Genomic DNA, 17,652 nt, shown 5'->3' on the forward strand with positions numbered 1-17,652 from the left:
CGTTCTGGTCTACAAGCGCCTGAATCCAGGCCATATTTTCTGTGCCACACATGTCCACTCACGCGGTTTGCTGCGCCTCAATTCCGTGTGGTTCCGGAGTCAACATCGCACCGCGTCGCCCGCTGCGACCGTCGTCGAACCGGCAGAGGCTTTCGGTCGCCGTCGCCTCAAAAGGCATACAGTCTCCATTTACTCGGCACACTGCTTATACTCAGATTATTATCCCTCTACACCTAGGAGACACCAAGTGGGAACCTACCCCAACGAGCCTCAGAGCAACCAGTCCCCCAACCAGCAATGGCAAGGACAAAACGGCAACTACCAACCGCCGAAGAAGAAGCGCAAGGGTCTATTTGGTTGCCTCGGCTGCCTCGGACTCATCGTGGTTATCGCGATCATTGGGGCAATAATCTCCGCAATAGCAGGCAACAACTCGAGCGATTCCGGCAACAAGACCTCCAGCTCCCAGTCCGCTGCCTCATCCTCTGAGACACAAGCGCAGTCCACTGCCACTGATGAAGCAGAAGCCCCCCAGGCGACCAGCGAAGCCAGCACACCGAGTGAGGAATCGACTCCGTCGGACAATTCCGGCTCATCAGTTCCGAAGGAATACAAGTCGGCACTGAAAAAGGGGGAAACTTACTCAAAGATGATGCACATGTCGAAGCAAGGCATCTACGATCAGTTGACCTCAGAGTACGGTGAGAAGTTCTCCCCGGAAGCCGCACAGTATGCCATCGACAACATGAATGCAGACTGGAATGCCAACGCACTGGCAAAGGCCAAGGACTACCAAACTCAGCAGAACATGTCGCCTGAAGCGGTCCGCGATCAGCTGACTTCGGAGTATGGCGAGAAGTTCACGCAGGAGGAAGCAGACTACGCCGTACAGCACCTCGACCAATAGGCACGTTCAACACAAAGACCCCCACCCACCAATGAAGGTGAGTGGGGGTCTTCAATATTCAGGCGTTAGACAAGCTCAGCAACGGTCTGCCCTGAAGCAGCTCGATCCAGGTTGAGCTCAGTTGCCGGCAGAAACTCTTCAATTCTTGCCTGGACGTCTCCGTCCTTGAACCGGACGACAACGCTCGCAGCGTGTAAGTCGATGCAGTGTCTATCAAACTCTGTTGGGGTGGTTTCGCCCATATAGCGTCCTGACCAGCTCGCTCACGCCAGGGCCTCTTGAGGACTCGATGTTGTCACCGTGACGAGCAGTCTACCGAGTCGATGTTGGGTCGATCACGCATGTTGGGAAGTCTGTTGAGGACACCGAAAATCGGGTCAGCCCTGACGATGTACGGTTTCGCACGATCCCGGCCAAAGGGAGTGGGAGAAGATCCTCGAACTCGCAGAGCCGCCCCCATACCGGTTGCATGACACGAGCCATACGGCGACGACGGTGATGTTGGTGCAGGGCGTCCCGGCCCATGTGGTGTTGGAGGTTCTCGGGCATTCGACGATTCAATTGACGATGAATACGTACTCGCATGTGGTGCCGGAGCTGTCGCAGGTGGCGGCCGAGGCGATGGATCGAGCGCTCGGGATGTAACCGCGTGACTAACTGCGTGACTAACTGAAACGAAAGAAGCGGACCTTGTGTAGTACTGTTTGTACCGCACAAGGTCCGCATAAATAAAGGGAAGTGCCCAAGGTGGGACTTGAACCCACACTCCGTGAGGAACCGCATTTTGAGTGCGGCGCGTCTGCCAATTCCGCCACTTGGGCATTCGTCGGGGCGACCCTCATAGTCACCTTCGAACCACGATTACTTTACACAATCAGGCCCTCAACGTGAAATCGCCGGTTCACGGTGACGCAACGCGGATGAGATGGCGGGGAAGGAGAAGAGATCTCCCGCCCCGCCGTCGCGCAAGTCATCGAAGGCGTTGAGCGCTTAGTGCTGGTACGGGCCCAACTTTTCGCGGCTCTCCGGGGTGCGGGTGCCGTCGTCATCGACATCCCCGACCCTGTGGACCTTGACCATGTTCGTCGAGCCGGCGACTCCCAGAGGCGAACCGGCGGTCAACACGAGCAATTCGTCCTTCTTGACCAAATTGCGGTTCAGAAGATACCGGTCCACGGCTTCCGTCATACTGTCCGTATCGCTGTACTCTTCCTGCAGCGCCGCATCCACGCCCCAGAAAAGCGCCATGAACGCACGGACCTTGGGATCCGGGGTGAAGGCCAAAACCGGCTTGGAGGGTCGGAGCCGGCACAAACGACGAGCCGAATCTCCCGATTGAGTGAATGTACAGATGTAGTTGACGTTCAGCTGGTCCGCGATGTTAACGGCCGCCAGAGTCACGGCGCCGCCACGGGTGCGCGGGCTCGAACCAAGCGCGGGCACACGGTCCATACCGTGTTGCTCAGTTGACTCGACGATACGGGCCATCGTCTGGATCGTAATGATCGGGTACTTGCCCACTGAGGTCTCACCCGAGAGCATCACAGCGTCGGCGCCATCGAGAATAGCGTTGGCGCAATCCGAAGCCTCGGCGCGAGTCGGCATCGGGTTGCTGATCATCGACTCGAGAACCTGGGTCGCCACGATGACCGGCTTGGCCCAACGGCGGGCCAACGTAATTGCGCGCTTCTGCACGAGCGGGACCTCTTCGAGCGGGTACTCGACGCCGAGATCGCCACGGGCCACCATGATGCCGTCGAATTTGTCGACGATGTCCTGAAGGTTCTCCACCGCCTGCGGTTTCTCGATCTTGGCGATGACCGGCAGGTGCAGGCCTTCTTCTTCCATGATCTCGTGCACGCGCACAATGTCGTCGCCCGACCGGACGAAGGACAACGCGATGATGTCGACGCCGGTGTTCAGCGCCCAGCGGAGGTCCCGCTCGTCCTTCTCCGTCAGTGCCGGGACCGACACGGCAACACCCGGGAGGTTGATGCCTTTGTGATCCGAGACGGTGCCGCCGACCACGACACGAGTGGTCACGGTCGTCGCGTCAACCTGCGTCGCTTCGAGACGAACCTTGCCGTCGTCGATCAGCAGGGCGTCGCCGGGGCGAACGTCGCCCGGAAGACCCTTGTAGGTCGTTCCGCACATCTCTTGGTTGCCGGGAACGTCCTCAATAGTGATCTTGAACGTGTCACCCTGGGCCAGATCCACTGGCCCGTCTGCGAAGCTCTCCAGGCGAATCTTCGGTCCCTGGATATCGGCCAGGATCGCAACGTTCTTTCCGAGAGTGTCCGCGGCGCGGCGCACGTTGTCATAGTTCTGGGTGTGGACGTCGTGGTCGCCGTGGCTCATGTTCAAGCGGGCGACGTTGAGTCCTGCGGAGATGGCCTCCGAGACTTTGTCGTAACTGGAAAGGGCGGGTCCTAAGGTACATACGATTTTTGCGCGTCTCATGCCGTTAACTGTAGTTCTCTTAAAGCCACATGAACAGTAAGGCTCGGTTCGTGACTCGCTCAAGTCCCGTTTACTCGCCCTGCCCCACAAAGTAGACCCAGATCACGTCCGACGCTCGCAACCCCTGGATATTCAAGGCAAAATAGAGTAAGGAGCCCGGAGCCTACTGCTTCAGGCCGCCACGGGGTGGGCGACCCACCGAACCCAAAAATCCCACACTGTCCCACACACTTGGACACGCGTTTCGATACGCCGATCCACGTCCGAAAAGTTAGTCTTGAAGGAGCATTATTTAGCTCCACTGCATGGGCCAGGAGCCTTCGCAGGGGCGATATACGTCTGACACAGGCGCAGATACAGGAGAATTCATGACCACGACCCTTGTGCTCTACGGATCGCACTACGGATACACTCGCTCCTACGCCGACTGGATTGCCGAAGACACCGGTGGGCGCGCAATGGCTCTGGACCAGGCTACCCCTTCCGCCGTCGACGCAGCGGACACCGTGATCATCGGAGCCAGTGACTATGCCGGAAAGCTCACGGCTGCGGACCGTGTCCACGATTTCGCGGAATACCTACGCGACAAAAAGCTGGCGTACTTCACCGTGTCGTTCTCAGGGGATGTCTCCCAACCGAAAGAGAAGCTCGACGGGGTGCTTGCCAAAAATCTGGGAGACGCTTATCGGCCAGGTGCCCCGACCGCGCATTTCCGTGGGGGTATGGACTATTCGGTGCTTTCCCGCTCGCACAAGACCGCCATGATGGGTGTCAAGACCTTCCTCAAGTCCAAACCCAATAAGACGGAGACCGACCGCCAAATGGTCGAGTGCTACGGCGGATCGGCCGACTACCGCGACCGCTCTGCCATCGCCCCCTTCGTCGACGCCGTCAAGGCACTCTGACTCGTCTTTCCACGGCCCGGTGCAAATCACCGGACCGGATCATAGAGGACGGCCCCGAACCCACGGCGTGGGTTCGGGGCCTCCCTGCATCTGGGCCAGGGTTTCGCTACAACAGATCGATCGGACGGTCGGTCGGAGCCACCGGTTCCGGCAACAGCGTGCTGCCGACCAGATGACGTTCGACCGACGCGGCGCATGCCCTGCCCTCGGCAATGGCCCATACCACCAACGACTGGCCCCGACCGGCATCCCCGCACGAGAAGATGCCCGGGACGTTGGTCATGTACTCATCGTCTCGTGCCACATTGGAACGAGGATCCATTTCGGCTCCGGCCTGCTCGGCGATCGCCTCAGAATCCTGCCCCGTGAAACCAAGGGCCAGGAAGACGAGGTCGGCCGGAATGATCCGCTCGGTGCCTTCCTTTGGCCCCCGCTTCCCGTCGTCCTTGTACTCGGTTTCAGCAACTTTGATGCCGGTGACCCGGCCATTCTCGCCCACGAATTCAATGGTCGAGGCGAGGTAGTTGCGTTCGCCGCCTTCCTCGTGCGAACTCGCGACCTCGAAGAGGTTCGGGAACATCGGCCACGGCTCGTGCCCAGCACGTTCCTCCGGCGGCTTCTTACCAATGGCCAATGTCGTCACCGAGGCGGCCTTCTGCCGATTCGCGGTACCGATACAGTCCGCACCCGTATCGCCGCCGCCCAGGATCACCACGTGCTTTCCTTCGGCGTTGATCTGGTCCGGAACTTCATCGCCGGCCCCGACCCGGTTGGACTGTACAAGGTACTCCATCGCGAAATGAACACCGTCGAGATCGCGTCCGGGAATCGGCAGATCCCGTGGTTTGGTCGCCCCCGTTGCCACCACGACGGCATCATACCGACGCCGCAATTGGTCCCACGGGATGTCCCTGCCGATCTCGACGCCCGCGCGAAAGCGAGTACCCTCGGCGCGCATCACATCCAATCGACGGTCCAGGACGGACTTCTCCATCTTGAAATCTGGGATCCCGTAACGGAGCAGTCCCCCAATACGGTCTTCCCGTTCGTAGACGGCCACGGTATAACCGGCTTGGGTCAATTGCTGCGCTGCGGCGAGCCCCGCAGGCCCGGAACCGACCACGGCTACCGTCTTGTCCACGAGCCGCTCCGGCAGGTGAGGCTCGATGAGCCCCTCATCGAAAGCTTTCTCGCCGATCGTGTACTCGATCTGTTTGATCGTCACGGCCGGCTGGTTGATGCCCAACACGCACGAGGACTCACACGGAGCCGGGCAGACCCTGCCCGTGAACTCCGGGAAGTTGTTGGTCGCGTGCATCCGCTGAACCGCCTCTGCGGTCCGTCCCTGCCACATGAGGTCATTCCACTCGGGAATCAGGTTGCCCAGCGGGCAACCTTGATGACAGAACGGAACGCCGCAGTCCATGCAACGGGACGCCTGCTGTTTCAGCGTGGCCGAGTCCTGTTCAACCTGGACTTCTTTCCAGTCCATGATGCGTACCGGAACCGGCCGCTTGGGGCGGTCCACACGTTGTTCGTACTTCAGAAAGCCGCGGGGATCAGCCATGCGCGGTCACCTCCAGAATCTCTTGCCAGACCGGATCTCCATCCGGATCGTTGCCCTCTGCTTCGGCCCGTGACCGGATCACCTGAACGGCCGCAAAATCGCGCGGCATCACACGCGTCAGGCGTGCCATGGAACCTTCCGGATCCGCGAGCATCGTATGTGCCACCTCGGATCCTGTCTCGGCGTAGTGCTTTTCGAGAAGTTGGGTCACGAGCTTTTCGTCGTCCTCGTCCAAACCGGAAAACGTCAGTTCGCCCGATTCCCGAGCCGCTCTGTTCACGTCGGCAAGGTCCAGGTCCAGCACGTACGCGACGCCACCGGACATTCCCGCACCAAAGTTACGGCCAGTCTGTCCGATGATCAGAGCCACGCCGCCGGTCATGTACTCGCACCCGTGATCGCCGATTCCTTCAGCAACAGCGGTTGCGCCCGAATTTCTCACGAGGAATCTTTCTCCCACTTGTCCGCGCAAGAACAGCTCACCGCTCGTCGCGCCGTAGCCGATCACGTTTCCGGCGATGACGTTGTCTTGGGCGTTGAAGAGGGCATCGGCCTCGGGCCGGACAATGACGCGTCCGCCAGAGAGACCCTTGCCCGTGTAATCGTTCGCGTCCCCGGTCAGCCTCAGGGTGATGCCTTGCGGTAAGAACGCGCCCAACGATTGTCCCGCTTGCCCGTGCAAATTAACCGTGATGGTGTCATGGTCCAGGAAGTCAGGCCCAAAGGTTTTGGTCACCGTGTTGCCGAGCATCGTGCCTACCGCACGGTCGGTGTTGATGATCGAATGATCAATGGATACCGGTGTACGTTCGGTCAAGGCCGCCTCGGAAAGACGGATGAGCTCATTGTCCATATGCTTCCCGAGCTCGTGATCCTGAGGACGCATATTGCGAATGCCCTGGTTGCCGTATTCATCCGCCGTCGAACGCAGGATGTGCCGAAGGTCCAGCCCCTCGGCCTTCCAATGCGCAACGGCCTTGCGAGTGTCCAGGACTTCGGCATGGCCAATGGCTTCGTCAAGGCTCCGGAACCCCAGTTCGGCAAGGTATTCCCTCACTTCCTCGGCAATGAATTCGAAGAAGTTGACGACGTGCTCAGCCTTGCCTTGGAACCGCTCCCGAAGCTTCGGATTCTGCGTCGCAACCCCCACTGGACATGTGTCCAGGTGGCACTTGCGCATCATGATGCACCCCTCGACGACCAACGGCGCGGTAGCGAAGCCGTATTCCTCGGCTCCGAGAAGAGCGGCCACGACGACGTCGCGCCCGGTCTTCATCTGGCCGTCGGCCTGAACCACGACTCGATCCCTCAAACCGTTGAGCAGCAGTGTCTGTTGCGTCTCTGCCAGACCGAGCTCCCAGGGAGCGCCGGCGTGCTTGAGGGAGTTCATGGGGGCCGCTCCCGTGCCGCCGTCGTGACCGGAAACCAGTACGACGTCGGCCTTTGCCTTGGTCACGCCGCTGGCGACCGTCCCGATACCGATTTCGGAGACCAGCTTGACGTGCACCCGCGCCTCGGGATTCGCGCGCTTGAGGTCATAGATCAGCTGCGCGAGGTCCTCGATCGAATAGATGTCATGGTGCGGAGGCGGAGAAATGAGGGAAACACCCGGTGTTGCGTGGCGGGTCCGCGCAACCCACGGGTAGACCTTGGCGGACATAAGCTGCCCGCCTTCTCCAGGCTTCGCGCCCTGAGCCATTTTGATCTGGATGTCCTTGGCGTGGGTCAGGTACAGGCTCGTCACGCCGAAACGCCCCGAAGCCACCTGCTTGATCGCGGAGCGTCGCTCAGGGTCGAGCAGCCTCTCCAGGTCCTCGCCGCCCTCACCGGTGTTGGATTTGGCGCCCAGTCGATTCATCGCGATCGCGAGGGTCTCATGGGCCTCTTGGGAGATCGAACCGTAGGACATTGCACCGGTCGAGAACCTCTTCACGATGGAGCTGACGGATTCGACTTCTTCGAGCGGCACCGGGTGGCGACGCCCGTTGAAGTCGAGGAGTCCGCGCAGAGTCATCAGGTCCCTGGACTGGTCGTCCACGAGCTTGGTGTAGGACTTGAAGACGTCATAGCGGCGAGTCTTGGTCGCGTGCTGAAGCCTGAATACCGTGTGCGGGTTGAACAGGTGTGGCGCTCCGTCACGACGCCAGTCGTATTCTCCCCCGGTCTCCAGGTCACGATACGGAACCTTGACCCCATCCTGAGGGTAAGCGCGATCGTGCCTGGACTTGACCTCATCCGAAATGACGCTCAAGCCGACCCCGCCCATTTGGGAATGCGTGCCTGTGAAGTATTCGTCCACGAGCGCCTGCGAAAGCCCGAGAGCTTCGAAAGTCTGGGCGCCGCAGTACGAACTCACGGTCGAAATACCCATTTTGGACATGATCTTCTGCAATCCCTTGCCCAAGGCTTTGATGAGATTGCGCGTCGCCTGTTCGGCACTCACGTCCTTCAGATCTCCCGTGCGGACCAGTTGCTCAACGGATTCCATGGCCAAGTACGGGTTCACGGCGGAAGCGCCAAAGCCTACGAGCGCCGCGACATGGTGGACCTCGCGCACGTCGCCGGCCTCCACGACCAGGCCGACCTTGGTGCGTGTGGCAGAGCGCAACAAGTGATGGTGAACTGCCGCGGTCAGAAGGAGCGACGGGATCGGTGCCCAATTGGCGTTCGCATTGCGATCCGACAAGATCACGTACTCGACACCGCGGTTGACGGCGGCCGAGACCTTCTCGCAGATTTCGGACAGTCGGGACCGCAACGACGCCGCTCCCCCGGCCGGATTGTATAGCCCACGCACCTTCAGGGCCGTGGACATACCGTCCTCGTCCTCAATGTGCATGATCTTGTCCAACTGATCGTTGTCGATCACCGGGAAGTCAAGTTCGAGCTGCCGTGTCCGAACGTAGTCGTTGCGCAGCAAATTGCCGTTAGGGCCCAGCGAGCTCCGCAGCGACGTCACGAGTTCTTCGCGGATAGAGTCCAAAGGTGGATTCGTGACCTGTGCGAAGGACTGGATGAAGTAGTCGAAGAGCAGCCGCGGCCGCTTCGCGAGGACCGCAATCGGCGTGTCCGTGCCCATAGCGTAGATTGGCTCGGCTCCCTTGGCGGCCATAGGTCCCAGAAGGGACTTGAGCTCCTCGTGGGTGTAGCCGAAAATCTGCTGACGCACCAAGATCGATTGCGCCGAGGGATTGCGGTGCTCACGTTCCGGAAGGTCATCCAGCGTGAAGATATTCTGCTGTGCCCACTCCTTCCACGGATTGCGCTTGGCGATATCGTCCTTGACCTCCTGGTCAGGAACGATTCGTCCCTGCTTGGTGTCCACCAAGAACATGGTCCCGGGCGAAACGCGGCCCTTGGACACGATTTTGGTGTCTCCCAGGTCCACGACACCCACCTCGGAAGCGAAGATGACCAGACCGTCGTCGGTCTCCCAGTATCTGCCCGGGCGCAGTCCGTTCCGGTCCAGTACCGAACCAACCAGGTCGCCATCCGTGAAGGTTACTGCGGCAGGACCGTCCCACGGTTCCATGAGTGTCGCGTGGTACCGATAGAAGGCGCGCCGGTCCTCATCCATCGTCTCGTGATTCTCCCAGGCTTCCGGGATCATCATCATGATCGCTTCAGGCATCGAACGGCCCGAAAGCATCAGGAGTTCAACGACCTCGTCGAAGGACTGCGAATCCGAAGCTCCCACAGAACAAATCGGAAACAGCTCTTCCGGATGCCGCCCCAGTACTGGGGACTTGAGTTGAGACTGCCGTGCCCGCATCCAGTTGCGATTTCCCTTGACCGTATTGATTTCGCCGTTGTGCGCAATCGCCCGGAATGGCTGTGCCAACGGCCATGACGGGAACGTATTCGTCGAGAAACGCGAATGTACGATCGCGAGACGAGTCCTGAACAGCGGATCAGAAAGGTCCGGGTAGAACGGCTCGAGCTGGGCGGTCGTCAGCATGCCTTTGTACGTGATGGTCCGTGTCGAAAACGACGGGAAATAGATCCCCAATTTGTGCTGGGAGCGTTTCCGCACGCGGAAAGCCTTTTGATCCAGCTGGCGACGTTCCTGCTCGGGGTCCAGGTCGACGAGCGGAATGTGCCCCGTGAAGGCTTCCGCAGTCTCTTCCGTGACCGCCTCGGAGACGAACATCTGCACAAAATACGGCATGACGGCGCGTGCCGAAGCTCCGACGACGGTTTCGTCGACGGGAACGACACGCCAACCGAGCACCTGCAGCCCTTCGCCCTCTGCCATTTCAGCCAAGGCTTCCTGCAGGTCATCGGCATTCACGCCATGGGTTGGCAAAAATGCCGTTCCGACCGCGTATTTACCGGACTCGGGCAGGGAGAAGTCTACGTTCTGCCGGAAGAATTCATCGGGCACCTGGGTCAGAAGCCCGGCCCCGTCTCCCGTGCCTTCGTCCGCGCCGACGGCTCCGCGGTGCTCAAGCGAGCGCAAGGCCGTCAGTGCCTTGTCTACGACATCGTGGGTCGCGTCGCCGGTCAGGCTCGCAATCATCGCCAGGCCGCAAGCGTCCTTTTCGAAGTCCGGGTCGTAAAGCCCCTGTTTCTCGGGGATATCCGCGAACGTGGTGAACGGTGAGCGCGCGTGGCCGTGTTCCTTGACGGAACGGGTCATCTCGAAGCCAGTCATACTTGAAGCCTCTCCTCCTCGTGTCAGTCCGTGAACTCAGGATTGGGCCTCGGCCCTCTTGAGTTCCTGGGCTCGCGCAGCGGAATACGCGGAACCACGATCAGCGGCTCGAAGAATCGGTTCCTGAAGGAAACGGGCCAAGCATTTGGGTATAGCTATGGCACCGTCAAGGAAAAGAAAGGTGCTCATCGTGTCCGCAACGAGCGCTTCACCTGGGGCATCGCCCAACGATTCAACGGTGGCCGCTTCATTGCAGCAATCACGAGACAATACCGGCGTTCTCGGTGTGTTGGCGCCGGTTCGATAAAAGTTCCTGCCCGTGATGCAGGGGCAGGGACTACGACTTGCCTATGTGTTGTCTCGCAAAATTACCACGACGAGGGTGGGCGGCGTCATAGATATCCACAGTTTGGAATGTGTTACGGGGAAAATTCGACTCAGTTTCTGGTCGCGAACACGAGAAAACGGGTTCCCCTTGAAGGATGCTCACGGCTCGCGGACTCAGCCGCACGCGGCCACGTTTCACTTACGGTGTCAGCGCGTCGGATTCTTCCGACGGGCTGATCTCCCCAGTTCGCCGCCTCCGTCGTAGGGATACGACCGCGAGCATCACGAGTGCAAGCACCACCAGGAATCCGGAGGTCCACACGTGAATGCGCAGGCCCAGGAACACATCGGATTCATCGATCCGCAGGAACAGTTCGATCAAGAAGCGGCCTATTCCGTAGTACATGACGTACACCCAAAAGACCTGCCCGCGCGTGCGAAGAATCCGTTGGGAGAGCCACAGTAAGACCAATCCACCGATGATGTCCCACAGCGATTCGTACAGGAAAGTCGGGTGGAATAACGTCCCCGGCGCATACTGGGTCGGGAAGTTATGGCTCATCGGGTTGATTTCGAGGCCCCACGGCAGCGTGGTCGGCTTCCCGAACAGCTCTTGGTTGAACCAATTGCCCCAGCGCCCGATGCCTTGAGCGATGAGGATGCCCGGTGCCGCGGCGTCGGCGAATTTGGCCAGTGAAAGCCCCATCCTTCGGCACGCGATCCACGCTCCAAGGCCGCCGACGGTTACGGCCCCCATAATTCCGATTCCGCCCTCCCAGATCTTGAGGGCATCCACAGGATTTCTGCCGGGGCCGAAATAGTCACCGGGGGCAGTGACGAGAACGTGATACATGCGCGCTCCGACCAGGCCGAACGGTATGGCCCAAATCGCGATGTCCCAGATCCTCTCGGGGTCCTCCCCCATGGACTGCCATCGTTTGGACGTCAGCCACAGGCAAATCACGATGCCTAGCAAGATGCACAGCGCGTACGCATGAATGGTCAAAGGCCCAAGGTGGAATCCCGACCAGGTCGGTGAAGGGAGGGAAGCGATCGGCGTCACGAGACTCATACGGACGTGTCGCCGCTGCCGGCCAATTCGCGAGTCAGGGTTCCGACGGCCGCTGGACCGCCAGTGCCCAAGGCACGCACCAGGGCTGTCCCCACGATGACTCCGTCGGCGTACTTTCCGATCTCTTCGACGTGCTCGCGTCGGGAAACTCCCAACCCGACGCACACGTTTTCAGCCCCGGCCGTACGGATATCGGACACCAATTGTTCGGCAACGTCCGAAACCGAGGACCTTGCGCCCGTCACTCCCATAACGGAGACAGCGTAGACGAACCCGCTGGATGCGTGGGCGATCATGTCCAATCTTTCGGCCGACGACGAGGGCGCGGCCAGGAATATCCGGTCCAGTCCGTGGGTCTCGCTGGCTTCGAACCATTCCCCCGCCTCATCCGGTACGAGGTCCGGTGTAATGATGCCGGCGCCACCTGCTTCGGCCAGCTTGCGAGCGAATTCGTTGACGCCTTTGCGCATGACCGGATTCCAATACGTCATCACGACCACGACCGCGTCCGTCTGCTCCGTAATCTCCTGGACGGCGCGGAAGACGTCGTTGACCTTGAAGCCATTGCTCAGGGCCACAGCCGTTGCATCCTGGATCACCGGCCCATCCATCACCGGGTCCGAATAGGGTATTCCCAATTCGATGATGTCGGCCCCGTTGCGCCCCAACTCAATCCCGGCTTGAATCGAATCCTCAACCGTCGGATATCCGACCGGAAGATAACCGATGAGCGCCGGACGACCTTCTGCCCGGCAAGCCTGGATGCGTGCGCGTACCTTCGAGCCAGGATTGGGCAGCGGAAAGGTCTTCGTCCCAGCGCTGTACCGGTTCGGGTTCTTGGGAGATGTTGTGGTCATTTCTGCTCCTCCGCGGCCTCATCCTGACCGTTGCCGGATTCCTGGCTCCTGAGGCTGGCGGCGTTGACTTCTGAACTTGGGATGGCTTTGCCGAGTCCGAACCATTCGACCGCAGTATCCATGTCCTTGTCCCCGCGGCCGGAAAGGCATACGGCGATGATCTTCTCGCGGGCCCCTTCCGGATCTTCCTGCTTCCACTGTCCGGCCAGGCGCAGAGCTCCCGCCAGGGCGTGGGCGGACTCGATGGCCGGAATGATGCCCTCCGTCTCGCACAGCGTGCGCAAGGCATCCATGGCCTCGGTATCGGTCACGGCTTGATACGAGGCGCGCCCGATCTCCGAAAGGTACGCGTGTTCGGGTCCGACTCCCGGGTAGTCGAGTCCCGCCGAGATCGAATGGGACTCGATGGTTTGGCCATCGTCGTCCTGCATGAGGTACGTGCGCGCACCGTGCAGGACCCCAGGCCGACCCAAGTTGATCGTGGCGGCGTGACGGTCTGTGTCCAGACCGTCTCCACCCGGCTCCAGACCGTACAACTCAACCGACTCGTCATCCAAAAAGGCGTGAAACATCCCGATGGCGTTGGATCCGCCACCCACGCAGGCGGCAACCGCGTCAGGGAGACGGCCGGTCCTCTCGAGAAGCTGTTGACGTGCTTCCGTACCGATGGCGTCGTGGAAATACCGAACCATTGCCGGGAAAGGATGCGCACCGGCGGCCGTACCGAGGAGGTAATGGGTGTCCTCGACGTTGGCAACCCAGTCCCGCAATGCCTCATTGATCGCGTCCTTCAAGGTCCGCGACCCATTCTGCACCGCGATGACCTTGGCCCCGAGCAGCTGCATGCGGGCCACGTTGAGCGCTTGCCGGTTGGTGTCGACCTCGCCCATGTAGACCACGCATTCCATGCCGAAATACGCCGCCGCGGTGGCCGTGGCAACCCCGTGCTGGCCTGCCCCGGTTTCGGCAATCAGACGGGTCTTGCCCATCTTCTTGGCCAACAGGGCCTGGCCCAATACGTTGTTGATCTTGTGCGAACCGGTATGGTTCAGGTCCTCGCGCTTGAGAAAGATACGAACTCCGGCGCGCTCGCTCAGCCGTTCAGCTTCGGTCAGCAGGGAAGGCCGGTTCGAGTATTCCCGGGACAACCGCTGGAACTCATCGAGGAAGTCGGGATCCGCTTTGGCCTTTTCGAAGGTGTCCTCGAGCTCGTCCACTGCGCGGATCAGCGACTCAGGCATCCACTGGCCCCCGAACTGTCCGAAATAGGGCCCGCTCGCGTTCTTCAACGAGCCGTGAGGGGCCTCCAAGAAGGTCTCGGCTAGGTCTCGGTCCTGTTCCGATGCTGGGTTATTCGCCATGTTCTGCTTCCTTTTCTCCCAGGTAAGCGGCGCGTGCTTTGCGTCCCTGGTTCTTGAACTCGCCGACTGCTTCCCGGGGATCGGAATGCTTGACCAGTGCTTCGCCCACGAGGACGGCTTCTGCACCCTGACTTCCGTAGGTTGCCACATCACTCGGCTCGGCCACACCGGATTCGGCCACGATGACCGGCCCCTCCGGAAGATGGGATGCAAGGTTCGCGAAATGCTGTTTGTCCGTCTCAAGAGTCTTGAGATTGCGGACATTCACACCGACGATACGAGCCCCAACGGCCGCCGCGCGCTCGATCTCCTCGACGGTGTGGGCCTCGACGATCGCGTTCATCCCGAGGCGATGGGTCAGTTCCAGGTAATCACGCAATTCGTCGTCGCTTAGGGCGGCGACGATAAGCAGAACGAGGTCGGCGCCATGTGCACGGGCCTCCCAGATCATGTAAGGATCGACCGTGAAATCCTTGCGCAGGATCGGGATGGAAACCTCGGTGCGAACCGCGTCGAGGTCCTCCAAGGATCCTTTGAAACGCCGCGATTCGGTGAGAACAGAAATTGCGGCCGCTCCCCCTGCTTCGTATTCGTGCGCGAGATCGGCAGGTTCTGCAATCCGGGAAAGATCTCCCGCGGAGGGGCTTGCTCGCTTGACCTCCGCAATGATCTCGACGGTCTCTCGGTCGGGACCACGCAAAGCCGACACGGCGTCCCTCGCGGGGGACACCGAGGAAACCTTTTCCTTCAATTCATCGAGGCTCACCGTCCGACGGCGCTCCTCGAGGTCCTCGCGGACTCCGGCAATGATGTCGTCCAAAACTGTCATGAAAGCGGTGATCTCCGGTCTACTGCGCTTCGTGGCATGCTGCCACGCTGATCATAGAGAACAGCGCCCCTCTGATGATTTCACGTATCAGGGAGCGCTGTCTGACTTCAATGCTTACTTGTGGCTCTTGGTCCGTGAGCCGAGCTTGCCGAATCCGGCGGCCTTGAGCACACCGCTGACGATGAAGCCCACGACGATGATGGCCAGGCCAACGATGACCCACGGAGTGTTCCCCACGACAAAAGCAACGCAACCGACGGTCAAACCGACCACGACCAGCACAACCAGGGCCCATGCGGAAATCGTGTTGCCGTGACCCTCAACGGCGATCGGTGTGAGTTCGAGTTGTTGTTCAGAGCTCACTGGCCCTCCTTTGGTGAAGCAATCAGCGCGGTACAAACGCGCACTACGGTGTCATTCTATGCCATGCGGGGCACGGACAAACGATGTTTCGCCTCCGCTACCGCGTGGGATCTTCCCCTTCGGAGAGCGAATCCCAAGTGTCGATATCGTCGGCGTGAGGGTTCTCACCTTTCTGGACCGAATGTTGCGACTCCCGCTCATACCGACGTGAGGTCGTCTTCCAATGGCGGCTGGACCACCAGAGCCAGACCGCGACCAGAACCGTGGCAATTCCGAGGACAAAGGTCAGCCACGGCCACACCGTCACGACGTAGCTTCCGCCGGGACCGTTGGTCCCGGTCGCCTCACCGACCTTCGTCATTGCCGCGTCCTGCGGGTTGATCGCCGCGGTCAGGGCCGCGATCGCCATGCCTGCACCGGCCAGAGCGATGACTGCACAGATGACGGCACGCAAGACTTTGCCCGCAATCCGGACTGCAACAACGCCGGCCAGAGCGACCAGGCCGAGCGCGGAAACCGCTGGGGCGGCATCGGTTCCTTTGACGTCCACGTTGACCTGCGAAAGGACACTCGAGACATTCGCGTGGATCCATGGGAACAGGGTCGTGACGAACGCGAGAATCGGCACCAGGAGGCTCGTCAATATGATGCGTCCGGAGCCCGCCTTCTTCGTGTTCTCATCGGTGTTCCCGGCCACCTCGGCGGTGGTCTTAGACCCTTCGGCGGGATCCTCGCTCATATTCGGTCCTCCTCTGCCAGGCTCATGAGGTTACGAGCTCGAAGCACGGCTCGTAACGGAGCAGCAGCCTTGCTGACGGTTTCATCGGCCTCGGTATCCGGTACGGAATCTGCCACAATACCGGCCCCGGCTTGTACATACGCACGCCCGTTCTTGAGCAGTGCGGTGCGGATCGCGATCGCCATATCCATGTTTCCGGCGAAATCGAAGTAACCCACCACGCCACCGTAGACGCCTCGGCGATGAGGTTCGTAATCGTCGAGCAATTGCATAGCCCGTGGCTTGGGTGCTCCGGAGAGCGTGCCCGCCGGGAAGGTGGCCCTCAGGACATCGTAGGCATTCGCGTCCTCCCGTATCCGGGCTTCAACGGTCGAAGAAATGTGCATGATGTGACTGAAGCGCTCGATTTCCATGAATTGTGTCACCGCCACGGTGCCCGGGGAAGCAATTTTGGACAGATCATTGCGGGAAAGATCCACGAGCATCAAGTGTTCCGAGCGTTCTTTCTCGTCCGCCAGGAGCTCTTCCGCGAGCGCGACGTCGTGCGCATGCGTGTCTCCTCGCGGCCTCGATCCGGCGATTGGGTGCGTGGTTGCCCTGTCACCGCTGACGGTCACGAGGGCTTCCGGCGAGGACCCCACGATCGAATACGGTTCTCCGTCCGGATCCTCGAATGTGTACAGGTACATGTACGGCGATGGGTTGGTCTGTCTCAGGACGCGGTACACATCGAGGGGCAGGGCATCGGTCTCAGCCTCGAATCGTCGAGAAATGACGATCTGGAAGATGTCGCCGTCGTGGATCGCGTGCTTTCCCTCGACGATCGAGTTCATGTACTGCTGACGGCTCCACGTTTCTGTGATGTCTTCCTCGAACGGATTGGCTGGAGCGTCGTTGTCCGACAGGTATGACACGGTGGTTCGTCCCAAGGGCTCCGCCAGATGCTTCAGCATGGAGTGGACGCGGGAGACGGCGTCATCGTAGGCCCAATCCACCCGCTCCGAGGTGCCGTCCCAGTTGATGGCGTTGGCGACCAAAGTCACCGACCCGTCTTTGTGGTCATGGATCGCCATATCGGAGACCAGGTTGAGGGCGAATTCGGGCAGGTTGAGGTCGTCGGTCGGCGGGTGCGGCAGTTTCTCCCAATGCCGAACCGTATCCCAGCCCAAGTATCCGACCAGACCCGAGGTCAGGGGCGGCAAATCCTCGAAGGGTTCTGTGTGGAGCATCTCCAACGTGTCACGTATGGCATCGACCGGACTGCCGTTTGTCCTCGCACCCTCCGGCACCGTGCCCTGCCAGAATGGCTTGCCGTCTTTGGTGGTCAGCGTTGATCGTGAGGATACGCCGATGAACGAATATCGCGACCACTGGGCTCCAGCATTTGCGGATTCGAGGAGAAAAGTGCCAGGTTTCGCCTGCCCGTCCCGAGCGACGAGCGAACGGTAGATTCCGATGGGCGTCAGCGAGTCGGCGACGACTTTGATGCTCACCGGTACGACGCGTCGCTGAGCCGCGAGCTCACGGAATTCCTCTCTGGTGGGGCGAATCTGCCCCGGCAGTTCTTGTTGCTGACTGGTCATGGTTGCGTCCTTACAACAGTTGGTGTTG

13 protein-coding genes, 1 tRNA gene and 1 pseudogene are annotated in these 17,652 nt (G+C 60.4%); 3 read left to right on the forward strand and 12 right to left on the reverse strand.

The annotated features are described in order from the left end of the window. Positions 1-247 precede the first annotated feature (247 nt). Together sake_RS07935 and sake_RS07940 are read left to right on the forward strand one after the other, a co-directional pair. Complete coding sequence (locus sake_RS07935; RefSeq protein WP_178945780.1) at positions 248-907, forward strand: Ltp family lipoprotein; 660 nt, start codon at positions 248-250, stop codon at positions 905-907. Positions 908-1,336: 429 nt separating this feature from the next. Next, positions 1,337-1,552: pseudogene (locus sake_RS07940) on the forward strand (tyrosine-type recombinase/integrase); the annotation flags it as partial. A 94-nt stretch (positions 1,553-1,646) separates the two neighbouring features. On the opposite strand, the gene sake_RS07945 reads toward sake_RS07940, so the two are convergent. Both sake_RS07945 and pyk read right to left on the reverse strand, forming a co-directional pair. After that, positions 1,647-1,728: transfer RNA gene (locus sake_RS07945), tRNA-Leu, on the reverse strand. A gap of 169 nt (positions 1,729-1,897) precedes the next feature. Beyond that, entirely contained in the window at positions 1,898-3,367 is a 1,470-nt protein-coding gene (pyk, locus tag sake_RS07950; RefSeq protein WP_129360864.1) for a pyruvate kinase, read from the reverse strand. A gap of 368 nt (positions 3,368-3,735) precedes the next feature. On the opposite strand from pyk, the gene sake_RS07955 reads away from it, so the two are divergent. Next, complete coding sequence (locus sake_RS07955; RefSeq protein ID WP_178945781.1) at positions 3,736-4,272, forward strand: flavodoxin domain-containing protein; 537 nt, start codon at positions 3,736-3,738, stop codon at positions 4,270-4,272. A gap of 106 nt (positions 4,273-4,378) precedes the next feature. Here the strand turns inward: sake_RS07955 and sake_RS07960 are convergent, their stop codons facing one another. The 10 genes from sake_RS07960 to sake_RS08005 all read right to left on the reverse strand — a co-directional run bounded on the left by sake_RS07960 (position 4,379) and on the right by sake_RS08005 (position 17,624). Then, the gene (locus sake_RS07960; protein ID WP_129360866.1) at positions 4,379-5,839 is read right to left on the reverse strand and encodes a glutamate synthase subunit beta; all 1,461 of its coding nucleotides are present in this window, start codon (positions 5,837-5,839) and stop codon (positions 4,379-4,381) included. After that, the gene (gene gltB / locus sake_RS07965; protein WP_178945782.1) at positions 5,832-10,493 is read right to left on the reverse strand and encodes a glutamate synthase large subunit; all 4,662 of its coding nucleotides are present in this window, start codon (positions 10,491-10,493) and stop codon (positions 5,832-5,834) included. The genes sake_RS07960 and gltB overlap by 8 nt, the downstream gene beginning before the upstream one ends. Positions 10,494-10,529: 36 nt before the next feature. After that, positions 10,530-10,682 (reverse strand): hypothetical protein, encoded by a 153-nt coding sequence (locus tag sake_RS07970; RefSeq protein ID WP_165001040.1) that lies wholly within the window; start codon positions 10,680-10,682, stop codon positions 10,530-10,532. A 337-nt stretch (positions 10,683-11,019) separates the two neighbouring features. Then, a complete protein-coding gene (gene lgt, locus sake_RS07975; RefSeq protein WP_178945783.1) occupies positions 11,020-11,892 on the reverse strand; it encodes a prolipoprotein diacylglyceryl transferase in 873 nt (290 codons plus the stop codon). Further along, positions 11,889-12,749: a tryptophan synthase subunit alpha gene (gene trpA / locus sake_RS07980; protein ID WP_178945784.1), complete on the reverse strand. Its 861-nt coding sequence runs from the start codon at positions 12,747-12,749 to the stop codon at positions 11,889-11,891. Before trpA ends, lgt begins: the two co-directional genes overlap by 4 nt. After that, a complete protein-coding gene (gene trpB / locus sake_RS07985; RefSeq protein WP_178945785.1) occupies positions 12,746-14,110 on the reverse strand; it encodes a tryptophan synthase subunit beta in 1,365 nt (454 codons plus the stop codon). The genes trpA and trpB overlap by 4 nt, the downstream gene beginning before the upstream one ends. Next, positions 14,100-14,939: an indole-3-glycerol phosphate synthase TrpC gene (gene trpC / locus sake_RS07990; RefSeq protein ID WP_178945786.1), complete on the reverse strand. Its 840-nt coding sequence runs from the start codon at positions 14,937-14,939 to the stop codon at positions 14,100-14,102. The genes trpB and trpC overlap by 11 nt, the downstream gene beginning before the upstream one ends. Positions 14,940-15,053: 114 nt before the next feature. Continuing rightward, positions 15,054-15,302, reverse strand: a complete 249-nt coding sequence (locus tag sake_RS07995) for an HGxxPAAW family protein (RefSeq protein ID WP_129360872.1) — start codon at positions 15,300-15,302, stop codon at positions 15,054-15,056. Positions 15,303-15,399: 97 nt separating this feature from the next. Next, a complete protein-coding gene (locus tag sake_RS08000) occupies positions 15,400-16,041 on the reverse strand; it encodes a Trp biosynthesis-associated membrane protein (protein WP_129360873.1) in 642 nt (213 codons plus the stop codon). Further along, complete coding sequence (locus tag sake_RS08005) at positions 16,038-17,624, reverse strand: anthranilate synthase component I (RefSeq protein WP_178945787.1); 1,587 nt, start codon at positions 17,622-17,624, stop codon at positions 16,038-16,040. Before sake_RS08005 ends, sake_RS08000 begins: the two co-directional genes overlap by 4 nt. Between the last annotated feature and the right edge of the window lie 28 nt (positions 17,625-17,652).

Source organism: Kocuria sp. TGY1127_2, assembly GCF_013394385.1.
GTDB lineage: Bacteria > Actinomycetota > Actinomycetes > Actinomycetales > Micrococcaceae > Rothia.